This is a genomic window from Candidatus Thiosymbion oneisti (assembly GCF_900092655.1).
GTDB classification, from domain to species: Bacteria; Pseudomonadota; Gammaproteobacteria; order Chromatiales; family Chromatiaceae; genus Thiosymbion; species Thiosymbion oneisti.
This window is the reverse complement of sequence record NZ_FLUY01001677.1, coordinates 1-21,500: the sequence shown is the minus strand read 5'-3', so window position 1 is coordinate 21,500 and position 21,500 is coordinate 1. Positions and strand designations below refer to the sequence as shown.

General features: G+C 57.6%; 18 protein-coding genes and 2 pseudogenes. 8 read left to right on the top strand and 12 right to left on the bottom strand.

Going from position 1 to position 21,500, the window contains the following annotated elements; all coding sequences use genetic code 11:
• Positions 1–308: 308 nt before the first annotated feature.
• From prmA to cutA, 12 genes and pseudogenes are all read right to left on the bottom strand, one after another.
• Positions 309–1,193: a 50S ribosomal protein L11 methyltransferase gene (gene prmA / locus BQ17_RS17675; RefSeq protein ID WP_089729354.1), complete on the bottom strand. Its 885-nt coding sequence runs from the start codon at positions 1,191–1,193 to the stop codon at positions 309–311.
• Positions 1,194–1,362: 169 nt separating this feature from the next.
• Positions 1,363–1,779 carry a toll/interleukin-1 receptor domain-containing protein gene (locus BQ17_RS17670; RefSeq protein ID WP_089729352.1) on the bottom strand — a complete coding sequence of 139 codons (417 nt, stop codon included), beginning with the start codon at positions 1,777–1,779 and terminating at the stop codon, positions 1,363–1,365.
• Positions 1,780–1,894: 115 nt separating this feature from the next.
• Positions 1,895–2,284, bottom strand: coding sequence for a toll/interleukin-1 receptor domain-containing protein (locus BQ17_RS17665; RefSeq protein ID WP_089729350.1), 390 nt, complete (start codon positions 2,282–2,284; stop codon positions 1,895–1,897).
• Positions 2,281–3,621: an acetyl-CoA carboxylase biotin carboxylase subunit gene (gene accC, locus BQ17_RS17660; RefSeq protein WP_089729348.1), complete on the bottom strand. Its 1,341-nt coding sequence runs from the start codon at positions 3,619–3,621 to the stop codon at positions 2,281–2,283. Before accC ends, BQ17_RS17665 begins: the two co-directional genes overlap by 4 nt.
• A 9-nt stretch (positions 3,622–3,630) precedes the next feature.
• Positions 3,631–4,095: an acetyl-CoA carboxylase biotin carboxyl carrier protein gene (gene accB / locus BQ17_RS17655; RefSeq protein WP_089729346.1), complete on the bottom strand. Its 465-nt coding sequence runs from the start codon at positions 4,093–4,095 to the stop codon at positions 3,631–3,633.
• A 10-nt stretch (positions 4,096–4,105) separates the two neighbouring features.
• Positions 4,106–4,561, bottom strand: a complete 456-nt coding sequence (gene aroQ / locus BQ17_RS17650; RefSeq protein ID WP_089729345.1) for a type II 3-dehydroquinate dehydratase — start codon at positions 4,559–4,561, stop codon at positions 4,106–4,108.
• Between the two features lie 128 nt (positions 4,562–4,689).
• A complete protein-coding gene (locus BQ17_RS17645; RefSeq protein WP_089729342.1) occupies positions 4,690–5,268 on the bottom strand; it encodes a TlpA family protein disulfide reductase in 579 nt (192 codons plus the stop codon).
• Positions 5,269–5,410: 142 nt separating this feature from the next.
• Complete coding sequence (locus BQ17_RS17640) at positions 5,411–5,797, bottom strand: type II toxin-antitoxin system VapC family toxin (protein WP_256091666.1); 387 nt, start codon at positions 5,795–5,797, stop codon at positions 5,411–5,413.
• Positions 5,794–6,039, bottom strand: a complete 246-nt coding sequence (locus BQ17_RS17635; RefSeq protein ID WP_089729340.1) for a type II toxin-antitoxin system Phd/YefM family antitoxin — start codon at positions 6,037–6,039, stop codon at positions 5,794–5,796. The genes BQ17_RS17640 and BQ17_RS17635 overlap by 4 nt, the downstream gene beginning before the upstream one ends.
• Positions 6,040–6,455: 416 nt before the next feature.
• A complete protein-coding gene (locus BQ17_RS17630) occupies positions 6,456–7,463 on the bottom strand; it encodes an SH3 domain-containing protein (protein ID WP_089729338.1) in 1,008 nt (335 codons plus the stop codon).
• Between the two features lie 125 nt (positions 7,464–7,588).
• Positions 7,589–9,358 (bottom strand): annotated as a pseudogene (gene dsbD, locus BQ17_RS17625) (protein-disulfide reductase DsbD); the annotation flags it as partial.
• Between the two features lie 185 nt (positions 9,359–9,543).
• Complete coding sequence (cutA, locus tag BQ17_RS17620; RefSeq protein WP_089729334.1) at positions 9,544–9,894, bottom strand: divalent-cation tolerance protein CutA; 351 nt, start codon at positions 9,892–9,894, stop codon at positions 9,544–9,546.
• A gap of 254 nt (positions 9,895–10,148) precedes the next feature.
• On the opposite strand from cutA, the gene BQ17_RS17615 reads away from it, so the two are divergent.
• The 8 genes and pseudogenes from BQ17_RS17615 (at position 10,149) to BQ17_RS25045 (ending at position 21,465) form a co-directional block, all read left to right on the top strand.
• Positions 10,149–10,577 (top strand): FxsA family protein, encoded by a 429-nt coding sequence (locus BQ17_RS17615; protein WP_089729332.1) that lies wholly within the window; start codon positions 10,149–10,151, stop codon positions 10,575–10,577.
• Positions 10,578–10,617: 40 nt separating this feature from the next.
• Entirely contained in the window at positions 10,618–12,390 is a 1,773-nt protein-coding gene (locus BQ17_RS17610; RefSeq protein WP_089729330.1) for an AAA family ATPase, read from the top strand.
• 698 nt (positions 12,391–13,088) lie between these two features.
• Positions 13,089–14,873 carry an AAA family ATPase gene (locus tag BQ17_RS17605; protein WP_089729329.1) on the top strand — a complete coding sequence of 595 codons (1,785 nt, stop codon included), beginning with the start codon at positions 13,089–13,091 and terminating at the stop codon, positions 14,871–14,873.
• Positions 14,874–14,927: 54 nt separating this feature from the next.
• Positions 14,928–15,113 (top strand): hypothetical protein, encoded by a 186-nt coding sequence (locus tag BQ17_RS21080; protein ID WP_141699350.1) that lies wholly within the window; start codon positions 14,928–14,930, stop codon positions 15,111–15,113.
• Positions 15,114–15,177: 64 nt separating this feature from the next.
• On the top strand, positions 15,178–16,659 hold the full coding sequence (locus BQ17_RS17600; RefSeq protein ID WP_089729327.1) for a type I polyketide synthase: 1,482 nt from the start codon (positions 15,178–15,180) through the stop codon (positions 16,657–16,659).
• Positions 16,602–16,838 (top strand): CurL C-terminal domain-containing protein, encoded by a 237-nt coding sequence (locus tag BQ17_RS24805; RefSeq protein ID WP_439645680.1) that lies wholly within the window; start codon positions 16,602–16,604, stop codon positions 16,836–16,838. The genes BQ17_RS17600 and BQ17_RS24805 overlap by 58 nt, the downstream gene beginning before the upstream one ends.
• A gap of 85 nt (positions 16,839–16,923) precedes the next feature.
• Positions 16,924–19,806 (top strand): annotated as a pseudogene (locus tag BQ17_RS23560) (acyltransferase domain-containing protein); the annotation flags it as partial.
• Between the two features lie 213 nt (positions 19,807–20,019).
• Positions 20,020–21,465, top strand: a complete 1,446-nt coding sequence (locus BQ17_RS25045; protein WP_256091667.1) for an SDR family NAD(P)-dependent oxidoreductase — start codon at positions 20,020–20,022, stop codon at positions 21,463–21,465.
• Positions 21,466–21,500: the final 35 nt, after the last annotated feature.

Genomic DNA, 21,500 nt, shown 5'->3' with positions numbered 1-21,500 from the left:
GGAAAAGATCCCTCCTGCGTCGGGACAGGGTTTGACGTGTTGCGTTCGACGCACCAAGGCTCGCTGATCGTCTGCCAGGTCAGTGCCGGCGTCTTGACGCAACCTACACCCACATGACCCCGACGCGGCCTGCCCGCGCGGGCCTCACGTGGGTGTAGGTTGCGGTGAGCGCGGTAGATCTTACAGGATAGCACCGCGAGGAGGCGCGAACCGCATCAATGGACGCTCGCAGCAAACCGCAGCGGTGATGCCTCCTCCCCCGGGGAGGGTGTCGTAAAAGTCCGGTCCCCCAAACAGCACCAAATCATTCAGGATTGCTTGCGGCAGCCGCTTACCAGTACCCATTCGTTCGCTGTCCGGGGCTTGTCTAGCCTGAACCAAGGGGCGTAGGCTGCCATGATTTGGGCGCTTTGGTCGTGAAGAATGCCCGACACGGCGAGGCGTCCCTCGGCGCGAACCAGGGCTGCCAGCCGGGCCGCAAGCTCGACCAGCGGACCGGCCAGGATATTCGCCAGCAGTAGGTCAGCCGGCCCCTCCGGCACCTCCTCCGGGGGGCAGGCAAACAGGCGGTCGGCGACCCCATTGTGCTCCGCATTGGCCCGGGTGGCCTCCAGGGCCTGAAGATCATGGTCGACCGCGACCGCGTGGATTGCTCCGAGTCGCAAGGCGGCGATGGCAAGGACCCCTGAACCGCAGCCGTAGTCGATGACGGTCTTTTCTACAAGATCCGCCCCGTCGAGCCAACGCAGACACAGGGCAGTTGTGGGGTGACGACCGGTGCCGAAGGCGAGCCCCGGATCGAGCTCGACCACAACCGCATCCGGATCGTCCGCGGATTGTCCCTGCGGGCAGATCCAAAGCCGTCGGCCAAAGCGCGCGGGTTCAAAATCGTCCCGCCAAGTCTGTTCCCAGATCCGGTCCTCGATCCGCTCGATCTGCGGCTTCACACCGAGATGAGCGGCGAGGGATCGGGATAGCGCCAGTGCGGTCGCCAGGACTTGCGGTTGGTTGGGATACAGGGCGGTGAGTCGCACCCGACGCCACAGGGGGGTGGTGCCGAGTGGCGGCTCGAGCTGGGGCTCATCCGCCGCGTCCCCCAGGGTCGTTGCCAGGGCACCGGCGTTCTCCAAGGCGGCCTCGAGCAGAGGTACGCAATCCCGCTCGACGACAAAGGAGATTTGGAGCCAGGCCATGGGGGCATACGGTCAGAAGGTAGGACGAGCCCGTATAAACTGCTTTTCGATTAGCAAGTTGTTTCCAGCTACCAGTCGCCAGTCATTGCAGCAGTGGCCCGCCTGCTTGGCGGTAGACAGGCACAAAGGACACAAAGCGGTGCGTAGCGTTATCTGCCGCTGGTTTGCATTACAAATCTTCGCGGTATCCCATACCCCATATCTGGAGCAAATCTCGGCATCTGCTCGCATAATCGCTGGAGAAATCAACGATCTGGAACTGCGGTAGCGTCCATGACAGCTCAGAATAGTTACAGGGTTTGTAGAGCAATGGGACAATGTTGTTTCCGTAGCGGTCTGTCTGAAGTGCAAAAAGTAATTCTCTCTTGACCCATTTGGACTCGACCGATGCAGGCGAGAGTAAAACGACAAAGGCATCACACCGAGACAGTGCGGCGCCGATTTCATCGTGCCACTGGCGCGCCCCGATAATGCTTTTTCTGCTGTACCAAATGGGGATACCATGAGCAATCAGGCAGTCACAGATTCTGGTAGCAAAAGCTCTATCTTTATCCGAATGCGAAAGAAATACCTCTGAGGGGCGCATGAGGGCACCTTGAAAAATACGATTTTCGTCAACGGCACGCTTGAATAATCAATGGGTTAGAATCACCTGATCGGTGAAAACACCTATTTTTCAAGGTGCCCATGATTGGGTATTCCTAGGCGGCTCGCTGTAATGCTTGTACGACGCTGTCTGCTGCAGCGCTTGGCCCCCCTTCGGGTGAAATCGGTTTCAGCTTCCGCAGGATCCAAGGGAATCCTTCTGTCGGACGAACGACAACGGGGATCAGGCGTCCGGAGAATTGCGATGCGCCCAGCGCGAAGTCGATCTCGCGCCGCACCCACTCGGAAGCCATGGCATCGGGTGATACAAGGGCTACCATGGCATCCGCATTCTCAAGGGCTTCGGCTATTTTCAACGCAAAATTATCGCCCGGATACAGCTCTGTTTCAGGGTCCCACACACCGAAACCCGCAGATCGCAACCGTTCTGCAAGGGTGTTGGCCCATTCGCTGTCTTCATGGCTATAGCTGATAAAGACATTCATATGCCGAGCTTTTTCTCCAGGTAGTGGATGTTGGTACCGCCGGCCCGAAAGGCGGCGTCCAGCAGGATGTGCCGTTGTAGGCCGATGTTGGTGTCGATGCCGTCGATGACCAACTCGCGCAAGGCGCCGCACATGCGCGAGATGGCGGAGGAGCGGTCCCCTCCATGGGCAATGAGTTTGCCGATCATGGAATCATAGTGGGGTGGAACCCGGTAACCGCGGTAGATGTGAGTCTCCATCCGAATGCCGGGACCACCCGGGGCGTGGAATTCCCGGATCTGACCTGGGCTCGGGATGAAGGTCTCGGAGTTCTCGGCGTTGATCCGGCATTCGATGGCGTGTCCTTGCATTGCGACATCTTCCTGCCGGTATCGCAGCTTCTCGCTGGCGGCCACCAGGATCTGCTCCTTCACGATGTCGATCCCTGTGACCATCTCGGTGACCGGGTGCTCGACCTGGACCCGGGTGTTCATCTCGATGAAGTAGAAGCCTCCACCCTCGAACAGGAACTCGAAGGTTCCCGCCCCGCGATAGCCGATGTTGCGACAGGCCTCGACACAGCGTGCCCCGATCTCGTTGCGTTGGGCATCGGTGACTCCGGGGGCGGGGGCCTCTTCCACCACCTTCTGGTGTCGCCGCTGCATCGAGCAGTCCCGCTCCCCGAGATGGATCACATTGCCGTGCTGGTCCGCAAGGAGCTGGAACTCGATATGGCGCGGGTTTTCGAGGTATTTCTCCATGTAGACCATAGGGTTGCCGAAGGCCGCGGCAGCCTCCGCCTGGGTCAGCGACATAGCGTTCAGGAGGGTGGCCTCGGAGTGCACGACCCGCATGCCGCGACCACCGCCCCCGCCGGCGGATTTGATGATGACCGGGTAGCCGATCTCCCGTCCCAGCTCCAGGGTCCGTTTCTTATTGTCGTCCAGGGGGCCGTCGGATCCGGGCACACAAGGGACGCCGGACTGGCGCATGGCATTGATGGCGGAGACCTTGTCACCCATGAGGCGGATGGTCTCCGGTTTGGGACCGATGAAGATGAAACCGCTCTGCTCGACCCGCTCGGCGAAGTCTGCGTTCTCCGCCAGGAAACCGTATCCCGGATGGATGGCTACCGTATCCGTGACCTCCGCGGCGCTGATGATGGCGGGGATATGGAGATAGCTGTCCCGGGATGGGGCCGGGCCGATGCATACCGACTCATCGGCGAGTAGTACATGCTTGAGCTCCCGGTCGGCCTCCGAATGCACGGCCACTGTTTTGATCCCGAGCTCCCGGCAGGCACGCAGGATGCGCAGGGCGATCTCTCCCCGATTGGCGATGAGAATCTTCTCGATCATCGATGGCGCTCACTCGATCACGAACAGGGGTTGGTTGTACTCTACCGGTTGTCCATTCTCGACCATGATCCTTTTTACCGTACCCTCCTTCTCAGCTTCAATTTGGTTGAGGATCTTCATCGCCTCGATGATGCAGAGGATATCGCCCGCCTTTACCTGCTCGCCTTCCTGGATAAAGGGCTCGCTGCCGGGAGCAGGGGTGCGATAGAAGGTACCGACCATCGGAGAACGTACCAGGTTCTCCTCCGGCTCATTGTCCAGGGTGGAAACTGCAAGCTCGGGGGTGGGTAAGGGCGCGCTCGAGACCGTTGCGGCAAACGCTTGGGGTTGGGGCGGTGCGGACACGATCAGGGGTTGTGCCACGGTCCCATGACGGCTGATCCGAATCGACTCCTCGCCCTCGTGAATCTCGATTTCGGCGACGTCGGATTGCTGCAGCAGCTCGATGAGCTTCTTGAGTTTGCGAATGTCCATGTTTTCGTCGTTACTTCTGCTCGGTGTCTTGATCCAGCCGCTCGATGGCTGCGTTCAATGCCAGCTCGTAGCCGAGGGGGCCTAAGCCGGTGATGATACCTGCGGCGATGTCCGAGAAATAGGAGTGGTCACGGAAGGGCTCCCGGGCATGAATGTTGGAGAGGTGCACTTCGATGAAAGGAATCGCCACGGCGAGCAAGGCATCGCGCAGGGCGACGCTGGTGTGGGTGAAGGCCGCCGGGTTGATGATGATAAAAGCGACGCCGTCACGCCCCGCGCCCTGGACCGCCTCCACGAGCTCATGCTCGGCATTGCTTTGCACGAGTTCGAGCCGGTGTCCTGCTGCCGCTGCCCGGCGGTGTAGCCTGGCACCGATGTGCTCCAGGGTGTCCCGTCCGTAATGCGCCGGCTCCCGAGTGCCGAGCAGGTTCAAGTTGGGGCCATTTAAGACGAGAATCGATGCCATAGGCGTAGAGATCAACTTTAAATCCGCAGATTACGCAGATTTTCACAGATTGTTTAGTTTTTAATCTGTGAAATCTGCGGATAAACACGAATTTACACAAATTCGTGGTTATTCGTGGTTTTTTCGATCTAGTTCAGTAGAGGACCCAGCTGCTCGGTCAGGGCGGCACGGGTCACCTCACCGGACTGTGCGTAGACCCGCCGTCCATGGGAGTCGAAGATCGCGGTAAAGGGTAAGCCCTGCACGTGGTTACCCAACCGCCGGGACAGCTCGATGGCGTCCGTATCACCGAGTAGGATCGGAAAGCTGGCCGGATGCTCGGCCAGGAAGCGTTCCACATCCTCGTGGTTATCGATGGCGATACCGACCACCTGGAGACCGGCCTCGGCATGGGTGCGCTGCAGCTCATCGAACAGGGGCAGCTCCCGCAGGCAGGGCGGACACCAGGTGGCCCAGAAGTTGAGCACCAGTATCTTGCCGGCCCAGCGGCTGCTGGCGACCTCCTGTCCGTCAAGATCGGGCAGGCGGAACTGCGGCAGCTGGTCGAGGAGGTCGGTCTCGCTGTTCCGGCTGTGGAGAAACGGCGGTCCGAATCCCGGCCCCTCACCCAGCCACTTCCAATCGAAGAGAAAGCGGGCGAACAAGACCCCGAGGGCAGCAGCGACTACCACCGTGAGTATAATCTTATAGCGAGGTCGTGTTGACATTTAACCTACCTGGGAGCTTGGGGAACAGGAACCACGAATAGACCACGAATACTTTCACAGTCCCCGAAGTGTGGGAGCCAGAGAAGGCTCCCAGGATACGTAATAAGCGAGATGAGATAGACCCGGACGAGGCGGCTTCGCCTCAGGTCCAGAGCAGTTCTACATCATAGGGTTCGAGCTGATGATCGTGGGTGACCAACGTTAAATGTTCGACCCGAGCCTGTGCAATGAGCATCCGGTCGAACGGATTGCGATGGTGGAGCGGAAGCCCCTTCGTCTCCGCGGCGTGCTCGAATCCGATGGCAAGTCGTTCGAATCCGCTGTCAGTTACACCTGTGGCAAAGTCGGCATCGAGATCCAGCTTGCCGAGACGCACCTTGATCGCGGCCTCCCACGCCGACGCGGCGCTCACGAAGACTAGTTCGGCATTGGCGATGTTATCCCGTACGGCTTTCCGTAACCGCGTATCGTCGAGCTTCCACCACAGAAACACATGGGTGTCCAGCAGCAATCCGTTGGTCGCGATCACGAATCGCCTTCGAATGCGGCGAGGACGTCGTCTGCAAGCGGTGCGTCGAAGTCCTCCGCGATTCGAACCTTGCCTTGCCAACCACCGGGTACACGCTTTTCGGGTCTGGCCTCGAACGGAACCAATTTCGCCACTGGCCGACCGGCCTTGGCAATGATGGTCTCCTCTCCCGCGGCGGCGCGGTCCACGAGCTTCGACAAAGAGGTCTTGGCTTCATAGAGATTCAATACGGTCCTGGACATGGCAAATCGGGAAACATTGGTAAAATTTGACCAGCGTAGCGTGACAATCCTTTCCCGACAAGTCACGCTGTCGGACTGACCCGTTGCTACCCAATCCCTCTCCCGGTGGGAGAGAGGCTTTTGCAGTACCCGCCCCGGGCTCAGGATGGTGGGTGTACCCAACAAAGCTGTTGGGCCACGGACCATCCCTGGATAAAAAATGACGCAAGCATTGGAACATTTCATTGAGCATTCGACCGCAAAGGTTTTGATCCGGTTCCTTGGTCATCGCTGTATCTTTAGACCCTTGGCTTTGTTGACCAACTAATCACCTAATGCCAAAAATCAGCCGACCAAAAACGCGGTACCACTGAGTTTGAATTCCCCATAAAACGAGCGCCGCGTTTTTGGGTCAGCTGGGTTTTTCTTGTTAGATTTCACTTCTCGAACTTGCGGAGATAGCGAGAATACACCCACCCAGTGCATGTCTCGCCTGTGTCGTCACGCAGAAACTCAACTTCGGTCCAGCGTTTCACGCGCTTGATTACGCGTACCGTTTTCCCCAACACCAAACTACCAATGATCTCGGCATGCATACTCCCTGATGCACGGATGTGAAGCCGAGTAGCGTAAACGAACCTATAGTCTGCTAGTTCCTCTGAGTCATAGAGTTCGTGTGCATCACGAATGATTTTCTTCTTCGCAACACGGGCATCAGTGGCCACATATTCTCGCCACCATTCCTGATAGATTGGAGTGGTGAGGTTGGCGACGATGGAAATTACATACGGGAGAACTAAAAATAGAATAGCCTGGCGTAACCGCGGCGTTAGTTGTCCAAGCCATGTGATAAGGCTTTGCAAGAATTCCCGTACGGATTCTTGAGCTGCCTGAAAAGAACTGGCTGCTGCACTAATTTCGGCTGCTGAGATTTCCTCACCATCTATCGATACATTTCCAGCGACATCGACATCGATTGAAAAATTCTGCAGCTCGGAAAGGTAGCGATTAATAGGGTTTAAGAGATCGGCAATCTGGTTACGTGCTAACGTGGCTGGGGCAAGCTGCGACCTTATCGATTTGACAAAATTTGCTTGTGGTTTCAACACCCACTTAAGGTGATCCTGAATCCACCTTTGGGGACGCAGTAAGTCTTCTAGTTGCTTCTGGGTTTCAAGGCGCGGATTTGGTACCTCCTTAAGCTGTGACTTGATGATGTCAAAGGAATAAAGGCTGCGTTGAATTTTCTCTTGAAGCTTGAGAACAGGATCTTCTAGCGTGTCCAAATATGATTTGGCGGAGTTGTATGGTTTTAGGAGTTGAGAAATTTGGTCCTGGAACTCCGACTGGGGTCTACTCAGGTGTTCAATGTTATCCTGAATGGATTTATATGGGCGGAGCAGAGCGTCCATTGACCGCAGTATCTTTTTGTAGTCTTCGTCCATCGCGTTTCCCTACACCGTGTCTGGTTATGAAATCTAACAGTCAACCAAGTGGTTGGTGTAGGGTCCGCTGTGCGGACCGCCTGCGTGTTGCGACCATTCTACATACGAAAAACAGCCAGTTAGAGTTAAATGTCAACAGCCCCTAGCTTACGCAAGTGGTCGGCGAACTCCCGCGCCGGTTTGAAGCCGATCACCCGATAGCCGCGCCGCTCCCGGCCCTCGGAGTCGAAGAACAGAATAGCCGGTGGTCCCGGAATGCCGAAGCGGCCCTGCATCAATTCCCGGTCCTGCGCATCATTGGCGGTGACGTCCGCCCGCAGTAAGACGAAGCGATCCAGCTCGGCGACTACTGTGGGATCGGAGAAGGTATAGCGCTCCAGCTCCTTGCAGGTCACACACCAGTCCGCATAGAAATCCAACATAACCGGTCTGCCGGCACCACTGGCGGCGGCCAGCTCCCGCTCCAGATCCGCGACCGATTTGATGGGTTTGAAGACGGCCTGTCGCTCGGTGGCCTCGCCTCCTCCCAGGCCGAGTCCGCGCAGGGGTTGTACTGTGTCCTTACCGCCCGCGGCTGTGCCCACCAGCATCAGCACACCGTAGGTGAGCAGGCCGAAGCCGAGGCCCTTCCACAGCTTGCTCCAGCCGTTTGCTGCGGGCGGCAATTGTTGCAGGGCGCCCAGATACACCCCTGAGCAGATCAGCAGCAGCCCCCACAAGGCCATGGTGGCGGCGGGGGGCAGGATACGCTCCAGCAGCAGGACGGCCACCGCCAACAGGGCCACGCCGAACACGGCCTTCACCACATCCATCCAGGCCCCGACCTTGGGCAGCAACCTGCCCGCCGAGGTGCCGATGGCGATCAGCGGGGCGCCCATGCCTAGACTGAGGGCGAACAGGGAAGCACCACCCAGCAGCCAGTCGCCAGTTTGGCCGATGAAGATCAGGGCACCGGCCAGGGGCGGCGCGACGCAGGGGCCGACGATCAGGGCCGAGAGCAGACCCATGATGGCCACCCCGACCAGGGTCCCGCCCTCCTGACGGTTGCTGATGGCGGCGAGCTTAGATTGCAGCCTAGAGGGCAACTGCAGCTCATAGAAGCCGAACATGGACAGGGCCAGGGCCACGAAGACCAGGGCAAACAGGCCAAGGCTCCAGGGGTTCTGGAAAGCTGCCTGCAGATTGGCGCCGAACAGGCCCGCAAGCACCCCGGCGACGGCGTAGGTCAAGGCCATGGCGAGCACATAGACCAGGGACAGTACAAAGGCCTTGCGGGTGGTGATGGCCGCCCCTTGACCGGCGATAATGCCCGACAGGATGGGGATCATGGGAAAGACGCAGGGCGTGAAGGCCAACAGCAGGCCGAAGCCGAAGAACAGGACCGCGGTCGCCCACGGATTGCCGCCGGCCAGCACGGCCGCGATCCGATCCGATTCGGAAAGGGGTTCACTGTCCTCCGTGGTTTCCGGAGGTGCCGTATCGGCAGTCGGCGCTCGGGCTCGGGATGTGGCGATGTCGGCGATCTCGGTGGCGGCGGGCAGGTCCAGGCCGATCCGCCGGGTGACCGGGGGATAACAGATCCCGCGCTCGGCACAGCCCTGGTACTTCACCACCAGCGTCAGGCTGGTCGGTTCCGTCGCTCCCCGCACCAGCGGCAACGGCAGGTCGATGCGGTGATGGTAGACGGCCACGTCGCCGATGCTGCCGTCCGGGCGTACCGTGTCGGGCTTGATCTCCGGCTCCGGCAGCTCATAGGGGCCGAGGGCGACGTTCGGGGCGTTTTCCAGGGCGATTCGAATCTGCTCCTGGTAGAGAAAGGTCCCGTCCGCGATATCCCAGGTGAGCCAAAGACGGTCCGGGGCCGCGACCTCGGCGGTAAAGCGGAAGGCCTGTTCCGCCGTCGGGATGGCGTCTTCCGTTCCGAAGCCCAACGCCTGGCCGAGGTTCCAGGATACGCGGCGGATTTCGGGGTCGAGCGCCTTGCCCGAGACACGAGATGTCTGGTCGGGCGGGAGCAACGCCGCTTCGCCCGTCACCGCCGCCGGGGCAGCGAGCAGCGGGAGAAGCAGTAGCAGGAGGGTCAGACGTCCACCGAGGTACATGCAGTCACCCACCGCAGGTACGCGGGCAGACCCTTGGTCACGGGGATTGCGATGACCTCGGGCAGCTCGTAGGGATGCAACGCACACAGACGCGCGCGCAATGCGTCGAAGCGGGCCTTTGTCGTCTTGATCAGCAACAGCGTCTCGGTATCGCGTTCCACCTTATCCTGCCACAGGTACACGGACGTCAAAGCAGGCAACCGATTGACGCAGGCGGCAAGCCGCTCCCCCACCAGCGTCTCGGCGATCCTGGTCGCGGTCTCCTCGTCCGGACAAGTGCAGAAGACCAACAGGATCTCTGAGTGGCCCTCTATCGAGTCTGGATGCATGTCGTCAAGTACCTAAGGTTGGGCTAGAGTCTTCGGTCTCAAACTGCATGGCACATTAACGCGAACCGACGCAAAGGGGAACGCTTTGTTATCGAGCTGTGAAAATCCGTGTAATCCGCGGATCAATCCCCCTGTTCAAAAGCTTCCTGAAGGTGAAAAGGCAGCTCGAACCGGGCATGGGGTTCCCGCTTTCCACCCTCATGTTAAGGTAGGTAACCGATATCCGAATTGCCCGAGAACCCGAGACCGGTCCTGTGTTTCTTTTCTTACTGTTGTTCATCGGAATCCCCCTGATCGAGCTCTACTTCCTGATCCAGGTAGGCTCGCAGATCGGCGCCTTATCGACCATCGGCCTCTCTATCTTCACGGCGCTGCTCGGGGGCGTGCTGGTCCGGATCCAGGGCTTTTCGGTGCTCATGCGGGTCCGCGATGCCATGGGGCGGAACCAGGTGCCGGCCCTGGAGCTGCTCGATGGGGCATTGCTGCTGGTGGCGGGCCTGGTCCTGCTGCTGCCGGGTTTCTTTACCGATACCCTGGGTTTCTTGCTGCTCGTGCCGAAACTGCGCCGGTTCTTGATCTTGCGCTTCTTCCGCATCCTTCCCGATGAGCCGTCACTCGACCAGGGTCCGGACCGACCTGGTCCGCGAGTGATCGAGGGCGAATTTCGTCGCGAGCGGGATTGAAGAGATACAGGAAAAGCCAAAGATCGATCGGAGCTTCTCCATGAAATTTCCCTACGGTATTGCTGATTTTTATGCTTTGATCACGGAAGATTATTTTTACGCCGATCGTACGGATCGCATCACTTCCCTCGAAGCAGCGGGCAAACACCTCCTGTTCCTGCGTCCGCGCCGGTTTGGAAAAAGTCTGGTGCTGTCGATGCTGGAAAACTACTACGACCTAGCCAAGTCGGACGAGTTCGAGCGACTGTTCGAGCGCCTCAAGATCGGCGAAAATCCCACCCCCCTCCACAATCGCTATTTCGTGATGCGCTGGGATTTTTCCATGGTGGCCTCCCATGGCGACACCCAAGCCATCGAGCAGGCGTTGCACGACCATATCAACGTCTGTGTACAGGGTTTCATCGACCGCTACCGGGAACAGCTGCCCCCGGTCTCCCCCCTCAATCCCACTAATGCCTTGGCCTCTTTTCACACCCTTGTCAATGCGGTGAACCGGACACCGTACAAACTCTATCTCTTCATCGACGAATACGACAACTTCGCCAACGAGGTCATGACCGCCCAGCTGGGTGGGGAAGACCGCTATGCCACCCTGGTGCATGGCGAAGGCATCCTGAAAACCCTGTTCAAAGCGATTAAATCCTTAAGCAGCGGGCAGGGTCTCGACAAGGTGTTCATCACCGGGGTGTCGCCGGTGGTCATGAGCGACATCAGCAGTGGATATAACGTGGCCAGGGACATCTCTTTTCGTCCGGAATATCACGATCTATGTGGTTTCCATGCAAGCGAAGTGGCCGGGGTGCTGGAGGAAATCGGCGAGGAATGCGGATTGGCGGCTACCCAGGTGGAAGAGGCCCGCGCCGTGATGCGTACCTTCTACAACGGCTATCGTTTCGGCTACACAGCAGGCCACCTTCTCTACAATCCCACCCTGGCGCTGTATTTCCTCGATGAGTACCGGCGTGATTGTGCTTATCCCCGGAAGATCCTGGACGACAACCTGGCCATGGATCGCAACCGCATCGAATACATCGCTCGCCTGCCCCATGGCGATGAACTGATCACAAAGGTCCTTGATCCCACCGACTCGATCCTGATCGACGAGTTGGCCAATCGCTTCGGCGTCGAGGACATGTTGACTGCCACCCATGACCAGCCCTTTCTGGCCTCTCTCATGTATTACCTGGGGGTATTGACCATTGCCGGGAGCGACCCCATGGGTCGCTTGGCGCTGACCATTCCCAACCTGGTGATCCGGCGCCTGTACGTGGAGCGCATCCGGGACGCCCTGCTGCCTGAATATGAAGACCGCGAGACCTCCCGTCAGGCCGCGGAACATTTCTATACCAGTGGAGACATCGAACCGCTCTGCGATTTCATCGAGAACCGCTATTTTCAGATCTTCGACAACCGGGATTATCGCTGGACCAACGAACTGGTGGTCAAGACCGCATTCCTGGTGGTGCTCTTTTCCGACACCTTTTACATCATGGATTCGGAAACGGCCATCGACAAGGGCTATGCCGATCTCAGCATGATGGTCCGTCCCGACATGCGCAAGTACCAGCTACTGGATCACCTGTTGGAATTCAAATACATCCCGCTGCAGGAATTGGGTCTGAGCAACCAGGAAATCAGGTTGAAAAGCCGAGAGGAATTACGGGCCCTGCCCCAGGTCAAGGCCAAACTCGCGCAAGCCACGGCACAACTGACCCGCTATCGCGCCATACTGGAACAGGTCTATGGTGAAAGGCTACGCCTTTCCACCCATGCGGTGGTGGCCCTGGGGCTTACGCGGTTGGTTTGGGAATGATCATGCTGCATGAATATAGAGGATAGAAACATGAATGATGTCCCTTCGAGGGCAATGCTATTAAGTTAAACGTTACCGGTCGACAAACAAGCGGAGAAACGACGAATCACACGCATCCGCGCGCATGGATTCGCGTCGATTCGCACGCTTTGTCGTTTTCTCTTCCGCATCCTGATCGACCACCACAAGCGGTCAGCAGCTAACTTAATGGCATTGCCTTCGAGGGCGCATTGGCGAAATTCACCCGGTAGGCGTGCTTGCGGTCTCGGTACAGGCGATCGGCGATCACCTGAGCCACCCAAGAGAGGACTGCGCTAAGTTTAGCCCGTCGTATTTCAATGCCATTCAAGGTTTAAATGGAAACATCGCCACTAGCAACGGGTTGGGCACGCCACACCTAGCACTCCCTCTCCCTCTGGGAGAGGGCCGGGGAGAGGGGATCAAATCAAGCAACGGGGCATAATGAACCCTTCTACGCTAACCATTTAAAAATTTACCACTACCCATCTCTGTATGCCCGTGAAGCCTGCCGGCTTCACCATCGCAATAGGGCTTGGGCTTTCCTCCTTGTCGCGCCTCGCTCTCGGGCACCCAGAGACGCACCTCGCTTACCAAAATATTCACGTGCAACGGGTATACTTCGGCACTGCGGTAGTCGCCTCAAGCCGGTAAAAAGATTGATCGATCGGAGCCTCCCCATGAAATTCCCCTACGGCATCAGTGATTTCGATTCCCTTATCACGAGACAATTCTATTACGCGGACCGCACGGGCCATATTCCATTGCTGGAAGAGGCCGGCGATCAGCTGTTGTTCCTGCGTCCGCGCCGGTTCGGCAAGAGTCTGTTGTTGTCCGTGTTGGAGAACTACTATGACCTCAACCAGGCGGACCGGTTTGAGCAGCTGTTCGGGGAGCTTGCCATCGGTAAAAACCCCACTGCCGGGCATAACCGATACTTCGTACTGAAATGGGACTTTTCCGGGGTCAGTCCGGTGGGCAACGGTGAGGAGATCAAGCGTAATCTCTATCGTTACCTGAACCTTCGGATCAGTGCCTTCTCGGATTATTATCGGGAAACACTGCCGGGTCCCCTCCAAATCGATCCCCAGGATACCCTGGCTTCTTTCCAATCTTTGCTGAACGCCGTACAGCAGACCGACTATTCCTTGTATCTGCTCGTCGATGAGTACGACAACTTCGCCAATGAATTGATGATGGGGCATCGCAGCGCGGAGGAAAGCCGTTATCAGGCCCTATTGTCCGGCGAGGGCTGCATGAAAGCCCTGTTCAAGACCATCAAGGCCGCTGCCGGCGGACAGGGCCTTGAACGGGTGTTCATTACCGGCGTGTCGCCGGTCGCCATGAGCGATCTGACCAGCGCCTACAATGTGGCGGAGAATATCTACTTACTCCCGCAATTCAACGCGCTGTGTGGTTTCCGGGAAGCGGAGCTCGCTAGCGTCCTATCGGAGATCGCCAGAGAGTGCGACTTGCCCCAATCCGATGCGGACGAGGCGCTTTCCATGATGCGAACCTTCTATAACGGTTATCGCTTTAGCCGCAATACCGAAGAGCAGGTCTACAATCCGACCCTCGCGCTGTATTTCCTGAAGGTTTTCCGGCGTGACTGCCGCTATCCGGACAGAATTCTGGATAGCAATCTGGCCATGGACCGGGGCAAGATGCACTACATCTCCCGCTTGCCCGAAGGCCGACAACTCATCTTCGATGCCCTGGCGGAAACGGAATCCGTAACGATTTTCGAGTTGGCCGATCGTTTCGGCGTGGAAGACATGCTCCACGCCCCCAAGGATACCGGTTTTGTGGTATCCCTCCTGTACTATTTCGGCATCCTGACCCAGGGCGGCACGACGCCCTTTGGTGAGCTCGTTCTGACCATTCCCAACCTGGTCATCCGCAAGCTCTACGCCGAACGCATCAAGGAGATGTTGCTGCCGGAAGGGAAGGCGCTGGATCTTGCGCGTCGGGCCGCCGAGGCCCTGTACCAGCGCGGCGATCTGCAACCTTTGTGCGATTTCGTGGAACAAAAGTATTTCAAGCTATTCAGCAACCGCGATTATGCCTGGAGTAATGAGCTGACCGTCAAGACCGCGTTTCTGACCCTGCTCTTCAACGATACCCTGTACATCATGGAATCGGAGGCGGAAATCGAACGCGGTCATGCGGATCTGACCATGATCGTGCGCCCGGATAGGCGTCAGTACCAGATACTGGATATCCTCATCGAGTTCAAATTCGTGTCGCTCAAAGAAGCCGGACTTGACGGTAAGACACTCGCGACAATGGACTACGAGGCACTGCGGGCATTGCCCGCGGTACAGGGCAAACAGCGCGAGGCCGAATCGGGTCTGGCGCGTTATCGGGAAAAACTGAGCAACAAATTTGGCGCTCTGCCGCGCCTGCACAGCTTCACCGTGGTCGCGGTCGGATTCGAGCGCTTGGTGTTTTCATCATCAGAATGAAGGCAGGGCAACCGAATAGTAATCACTGCCGACAAGGGCTATGCCGATCTCAGCATGGTTGTCCGTCCCGACATGCGCGAATACCAGCTACTGGATCACCTGTTGGAACTCATATACATTCCGCTGAAGGAATTGGGTCTGAGCAACCGGGAGGTCAGGCTGAAAAGCCGAGAGGAGCTGCGGGCACTGCCCCTATGTGCCTCCGGGCTGCCTTTCAGGTATCCTAATCAAACGCCATAAATTGCTAAGGAACCCATGATGACTAACAGAAGGTAATGCAACCCTTGTAAAGGAAACCGAGTCAATGCCTATCGCCATCATTGGCATGGGCTGCCGTTTCCCCGGTGATGCGGAAAATCCCCGAAAATTCTGGAAAATGCTCTGCGAGGGGCGTGACGGGGTTATCGAGGTGCCGTCAGACCGCTGGGATGTGCGGCGCTTTTATGATCCGGACCCGAATAAGCCCGGCAAGACCTACACGAAGCATGGTGCCTATCTGCGCCAGCCAATCGACCAGATGGACGCGCTGTTTTTCGGTATCTCGCCACGGGAAGCGGAAACCCTGGATCCCCAGCAACGGTTGATACTGGAGGTCACCTGGGAGGCCCTGGAAGACGCGGGATTGGTACCGAAACAGCTGGCGGGTTCTGCCACCGGGATATTTATCGGTGGTTTCATCATCGATCACATAACGAAAAGCACTAGCCCTTATAACCGCGATCTGCTGGGAACCTACAGCGCGGTGAGCTTCACCCACACCATTCTCTCGGCGCGGATTGCCTACGTGCTGGATCTACACGGCCCTTGCATGACCTTGGATACGGCTTGTTCATCGTCGCTGGTGGCGTTTCATCAGGCCTGTCAGTCGCTTCGCGCCGGGGAATCGGACCTTGCCCTGGTGGGGGGCGTGAACGTCATGCACCGTCTGGAAATCCCCATAAGCATGTGTAAAAGCCAGCTCCTTGCCGAGGACGGACGCAGCAAGAGTTTCGATGCCCGTGGCGACGGCTACGGACGTGGCGAGGGCGCCGGCATCGTAGTGCTGAAACCCCTGGATGCGGCGAAGCGGGATGGTGATTCCATCTATGCCGTGGTTCGGGGCACGGGCATCGATCAGGATGGCTGCACCGAGGGCATTACGCTGCCCAATGGCCAGGCCCAGGCAGCGCTGATCCGGCAGGTATGCGAGAGATCCGATATCGCGCCGAGTGAAATTGCCTATTTCGAGGCCCATGGCACCGGTACGGCGGTGGGCGATCCCACCGAATGCAATGCATTGGGCAGGGTGTTGGGCCAGGGTTGTTCACCGGGCGATGGATGCTTCGTGGGTTCTCTGAAAGCGAATATCGGCCATTTGGAGGCGGCGGCTGGCATTGCCGGCGTGATCAAGAGCGCCCTTTGCCTGACCCACAGGCAGATACCGCCGGTGGCCAATCTGGAGACTCCGAATCCCAAGATTTCCTTCAAGGCACTGGGGCTTCGATTACCCAGGAAGCTGGAACCGATGCCCGAGGACAAAAAGCCGCTTTATGTCGGGATCAACTCGTTCGGTTATGGGGGCACCAATGCCCATGTCATTTTGGAAGAGGCCCCGGCGACAGAGAAGTTGCCCGTGGAAGACGCCCCCGACGCCCCTTACCTACTGCCGCTTTCGGCCCGTAGCGAAAAGGCATTGTCCGCCCTGGCCCAATCTTACCTGGATTTCCTGTCCGCACCCGAAGCCCCCCCTTGCGCGATATCTGCTATTCCGCCAGCGTCCGCCGCGAGCATCACAATCACCGGTTAGCCCTGATTGCTGACTCGCGCGACGGTATGGCGGAACAACTGCAATCGTTCGTGAAGGGAGAAGGTGGGCACTTGCTGACCGGGCAGGTCTTTCCCGGACAAGAAACGAGGCCGGTCTCTGGGGTATCCCCACGAAATCGACTCCAGAATCAGTCGCTTGTGCCTCAAGGCGTGGCCTGACCCATACCAAACACTGGTTGTTGCGGTAACCAATTGATTTCAAAAGCTACTTTGTGGGGATACTTCAGGGCCGGTCTTTGTTTTTACCGGCATGGGACCCCAGTGGTGGGCAATGGGCCGTGAATTGTTGCAACACGAGCCGGTATTTCGGGAAGTCGCGGAGGAATGCGACGCCATTTTCCAACGCTTCGCGGGTTGGTCGATCCTTGCCGAGATGAAGGCCGACCAAACACGCTCGAAGATGTCAGAAACCCATATAGCGCAACCGGCCAATTTCATAGTGCAGGCCGGTTTGTCGGCCTTGTGGCGATCCTGGGGGATTGAACCTGCCGCCATCACAGGCCATAGCGTAGGGGACGTCACCGCCTCCTACATCGCGGGTATCCTGGGGCTGGAAGACGCGATGCTCGTGAGTTATCACCGCAGTCGCCTCCAAAAGACCGTTGCCGGCCAGGGGAAGATGCTGGCCGCAGGGCTCGCGATGGAGGAGGCCCGGGAAATGTTAGCAGTGGATGGCGAGCAGGTCTCCTTTGCCGCCGTCAATAGTCCCGCGTCTGTCACGCTATCCGGCAACCCGGATGCGTTGGAGGAGATGGCGGCCAAGTTGAAGGACAAAGCTGTATTCAACCGTTTTCTGAAGGTGGAGCTGGCCTACCACAGCCATATCATGGAGCCCCTGAAGGATGAGTTCCGGGCGGTGTTGTCGACGCTGCGACCTAGGATGCCTTCCGTTCCCTTTTATTCCACCGTGCTCGGCCGGCGCGTCGAGGAACCCGCCTGCGATGGCGAGTATTGGTGCGACAACATTCGGCAACCAGTGCTATTTGCCAGGTCGATAAAGAACCTCATCGATGACGGCCATCGATTGTTCCTCGAGGTGGGTCCCCATCCGGTGCTTTCTACGTCTATCAAAGAATGCCTGGCCCATCGCGGGGCCAAGGGGACGGTAATTGCTTCCCTGCATCGCGAAAAACCGGAAAGGGCTACCCTGCGGGAAGCGCTCGGTAGTCTCCATATAGCGAACACACCGATTGATTTCAAACGTTTTTATGGCGCGGGTAATTATGTTCGCCTTCCCACCTATCCCTGGCAGCGGGAAACCTATTGGATCGAATCGGAAGCATCCATCCGGGATTGCTTAGGTAGCCCGGAGCAACATCCCCTTCTGGGAGAGCGCCTGGTTGGGCCGGTATTCGACGCCCCGTCCTGGGAGAGCATGCTCAATAACAATTTTCTACCCTATCTGCCCGACCATCGCATCGAAGGGTTGACAATTCTCCCGGGGGCGGCCTATGTAGAGATCGGACTGACCATTCACAAGGCGGTGTATGAAAAGGAGGCATGCGCCTTGGAGGGAATCAAGTTCCATCGGGCACTGGTCATGGAAGCGAGCGATGACCCCGTTCTTCATGTGAACCATGACAAGGAAACCCGCGAATACGCCATTCACAGTCGAACCCCTGACGACAAGTCCAATTGGACATTACATGCCACGGGCAGTATTTCAACATTACGGATCGGTGATGCGGATCGCATCGCTCTGGATGAAATCAGGGAGCATTGTCATGTATCCATGGACGCTGATGCCCTCTATGCCCAATTGCACGAGATCGGTTTGCAATATGGCCCCTATTTCCGAGGTATCCGCCGGTTATGGAAAGGGAAAGATGAGGTGCTCGCCCGGATCGAAGGCCATGAAGCGTTTGCTGGCGACGATAATGATTACCGCCTTCATCCGACGCTTCTGGACGCTGGCTTCCAGTCCTTGATCGCCCTGTTGGATGACAATACCGTTCCCTACGTACCGGTCTCCATCCGCCAGCTCCGTTTCCATGCCAGCCCAAAGACAGGTTGCTGGAGTCATGCCCGTCTTACCAGACGCTTAGCTGGGTTTATCGAGGCCGATATCAACTTCTGTGACGATGACGGTCATGTCCTGGTGGAGGTAAAAGACTTACGTTGCCAGGCATTGGCGACGGAAAAAGACGAAAGACCTGTGGACTGGAAGCAGTGGACCTACGAGTTTGCCTGGGAATCGGCGGAAAAACCTGCTCCGATCGAGACGAATATACCGGTACAGTGGTGGCTGTTTTCCGATCGGGGAACCGTCGGCAAACGATTAGGTGAACAGCTGCTTTCCCATGGGGCGGAAAGCGTTATCCGGGTATTGCCGGGCAGCACCTTTCAAAAGACGAATCCCACCCATTTCCAGATTCGCTGTGACAGCAGTCAAGACATGGAACGGCTTCTGGAAACCGCTGGAGATGGCGACAGGGTAGTTTACCTGTGGGGATTGGATGCATCCGTAGCAAACGACGATCCGGCGAGAGTGGCAGATGCTATTACCTGTTTGCACCTGATTCAAGCCATGGCCCGAAGTGAACAATTCGAATCCGGGCACTTTTTTCTTATCACCCGCAATGCACAACCAGTTGACTCCCACGAACGATCGCTTGTGCTCGCCCAAGTACCTCTGGTGGGACTCGTGCGGGTCGCTATCAACGAGTATCCCGATATCCGGTTCCATCTGGTGGATCTGGACTGCGAAGATGAGAACGATTACCTTGTCTCCCTGTCCCTGGTGTCGGAATTGTTGGCGGACAGCCCCGAGGAAGAAATCGCGTTGCGTGGTGCCGAATGTTATGTCCATCGTCTGGTGCAAACGCGGATCACGGAACCGGAACCAATTTCCGCCACGTTCGGTCTTGGCTATGAACTCGAGGTAGGTACGCCCGGCAGTATCGAAAGCCTTCATTTCCGTGAAAAACAAAGACGGATACCTGGCTCGGGCGAGATCGAGCTCGAAATCCACGCCGCTTCCCTGAATTACAAGGATGTATTGAAGGTGGCAAAAATTCTGCCGGAAGAGGCACTGGAAAATACTTTCTATGGCGATAACCTTGGCATGGAGGCCACAGGCATCATCACCCAGGTTGGGGAAGGCGTCGGGGACTATCGGGTCGGGGATGCGATTGTCGCTTCGCTGCCGAACGCCTTCAGCTCTTACATTACCGTGCCTGTCGATTCGGTATTTCTCGTGCCGAAGCTGGGTAATCTCAGTTACGAGGAAGCCGTCAGCGTGCCGCGGGTCTTTATCACCGCCTATTACGGACTCCACTACGTTGCGCGGTTGCAGCCTGGTGAGAACGTGTTGATTCACGCCGCCGCCGGAGGAGTCGGCATGGCCGCCATCCAGGTGGCCCGGTGGATCGGGGCCGAGATCTTCGCTACTGTCGACAGCCCCGAGAAATCCGATTATCTGCGTTCCATGGGCGTCGAACATGTCATGGATTTCCGCGCCCTGGATTTTGTCGATGAGATCATGGTATCGACCGGTGGCAAGGGCGTGGATGTGATCATGAGCGTCTTGCCCGGCGAGATCGTCGCCAAGAGTTTCACCCTCCTCGGTGCATTCGGTCGTTTCATCGAGATCGGCAAACAGGATATCGTGAACAATAACCGTTTTCCCTTGCGGCCGTTCAATCGCAGTCAGACCTTTGCCGTCGTCGATATCGATCAATTGATGGTGGAGCGTTCCGGGGTATTCAGGCGGATGTTAGGCGAGGTCTGGGGACGATTCATGGCGCGGGATTTCACGCCCCTGCCCACCAAGGTGTTTCCGGCGGCACGCATTACGGATGCCTTCAGCTATATGGCCGACTCGAGACATATCGGTAAGATAGCGGTTTCCATACGGAATATACAAGGGCTTTCGGTATGGCCGATGGCAATGGAAAAGACCCTATTCAAACCGGATGCCACTTACCTGATTACGGGCGGTTTCGGTGGTTTCGGCTTAGCGGTCGCCAGGTGGATGAGCACGTTGGGCGTGAGAAATCTGGTACTGGTCGGACGGAGTGGTGCCGCGACGGAAGAGGCGCAACAGACGGTGGAAGACTTGGAGAAAGCCGGCACTCGGATATTCGCGGCATCCACTGACATTTCCCGGGGATCTCAGGTAGCAAAGCTTATGAGCGAGATTAACGCCACCATGCCACCACTCAAGGGGATCATACATGCGGCGGCGGTGCTGGACGATGCGCCCATCGCCGAACTCGATGCAGAGCGGTTCTCGAAGGTGATGGCCCCCAAGGCCCTCGGTGCCTGGCACCTACACCAGCAGACACAGGATATCCGCCTGGATTTCTTCGTTTTGTTCTCATCGATCTCCGCCCAAATCGGCAATGCAAGCCAAGGTAACTATGTGGCGGCCAATGTATTCCTCGATGTGCTGGCTTACCACAGACGGGCCAATGGACTGGCGGCAACGAGCGTCAATTGGGGTGCTATTTCGGAAGTCGGCATGGCAGCCCGCGGCAAGGAGACCGGCGAGTATCTGGAGGGCATTGGTGTAAGGGGGATTACTCTTGTTCAGGCCATGAAGGCACTGGCCTACATACTCTATTGGCGACTGGTGCAAATCAGCTTCATACATGCCGATTGGGGAAAATTGGGGCAGTTCTACCCAACCTTCGCCGCCTCGCCACGGTTTTCTCATCTCATTCCCAAAGAAGATATCTCGGCAGAGGATTCACCAGACAACACTTTGCGTCGGGAGTTGCGGGCGATGGGAGCGGATGAACAAAAAGAGGTAGTGGTTAAATTTAAATGCGACCTAATGCTTTGAACTCCACCGTTTTGCCATCCCTGGCCCTGGATTCC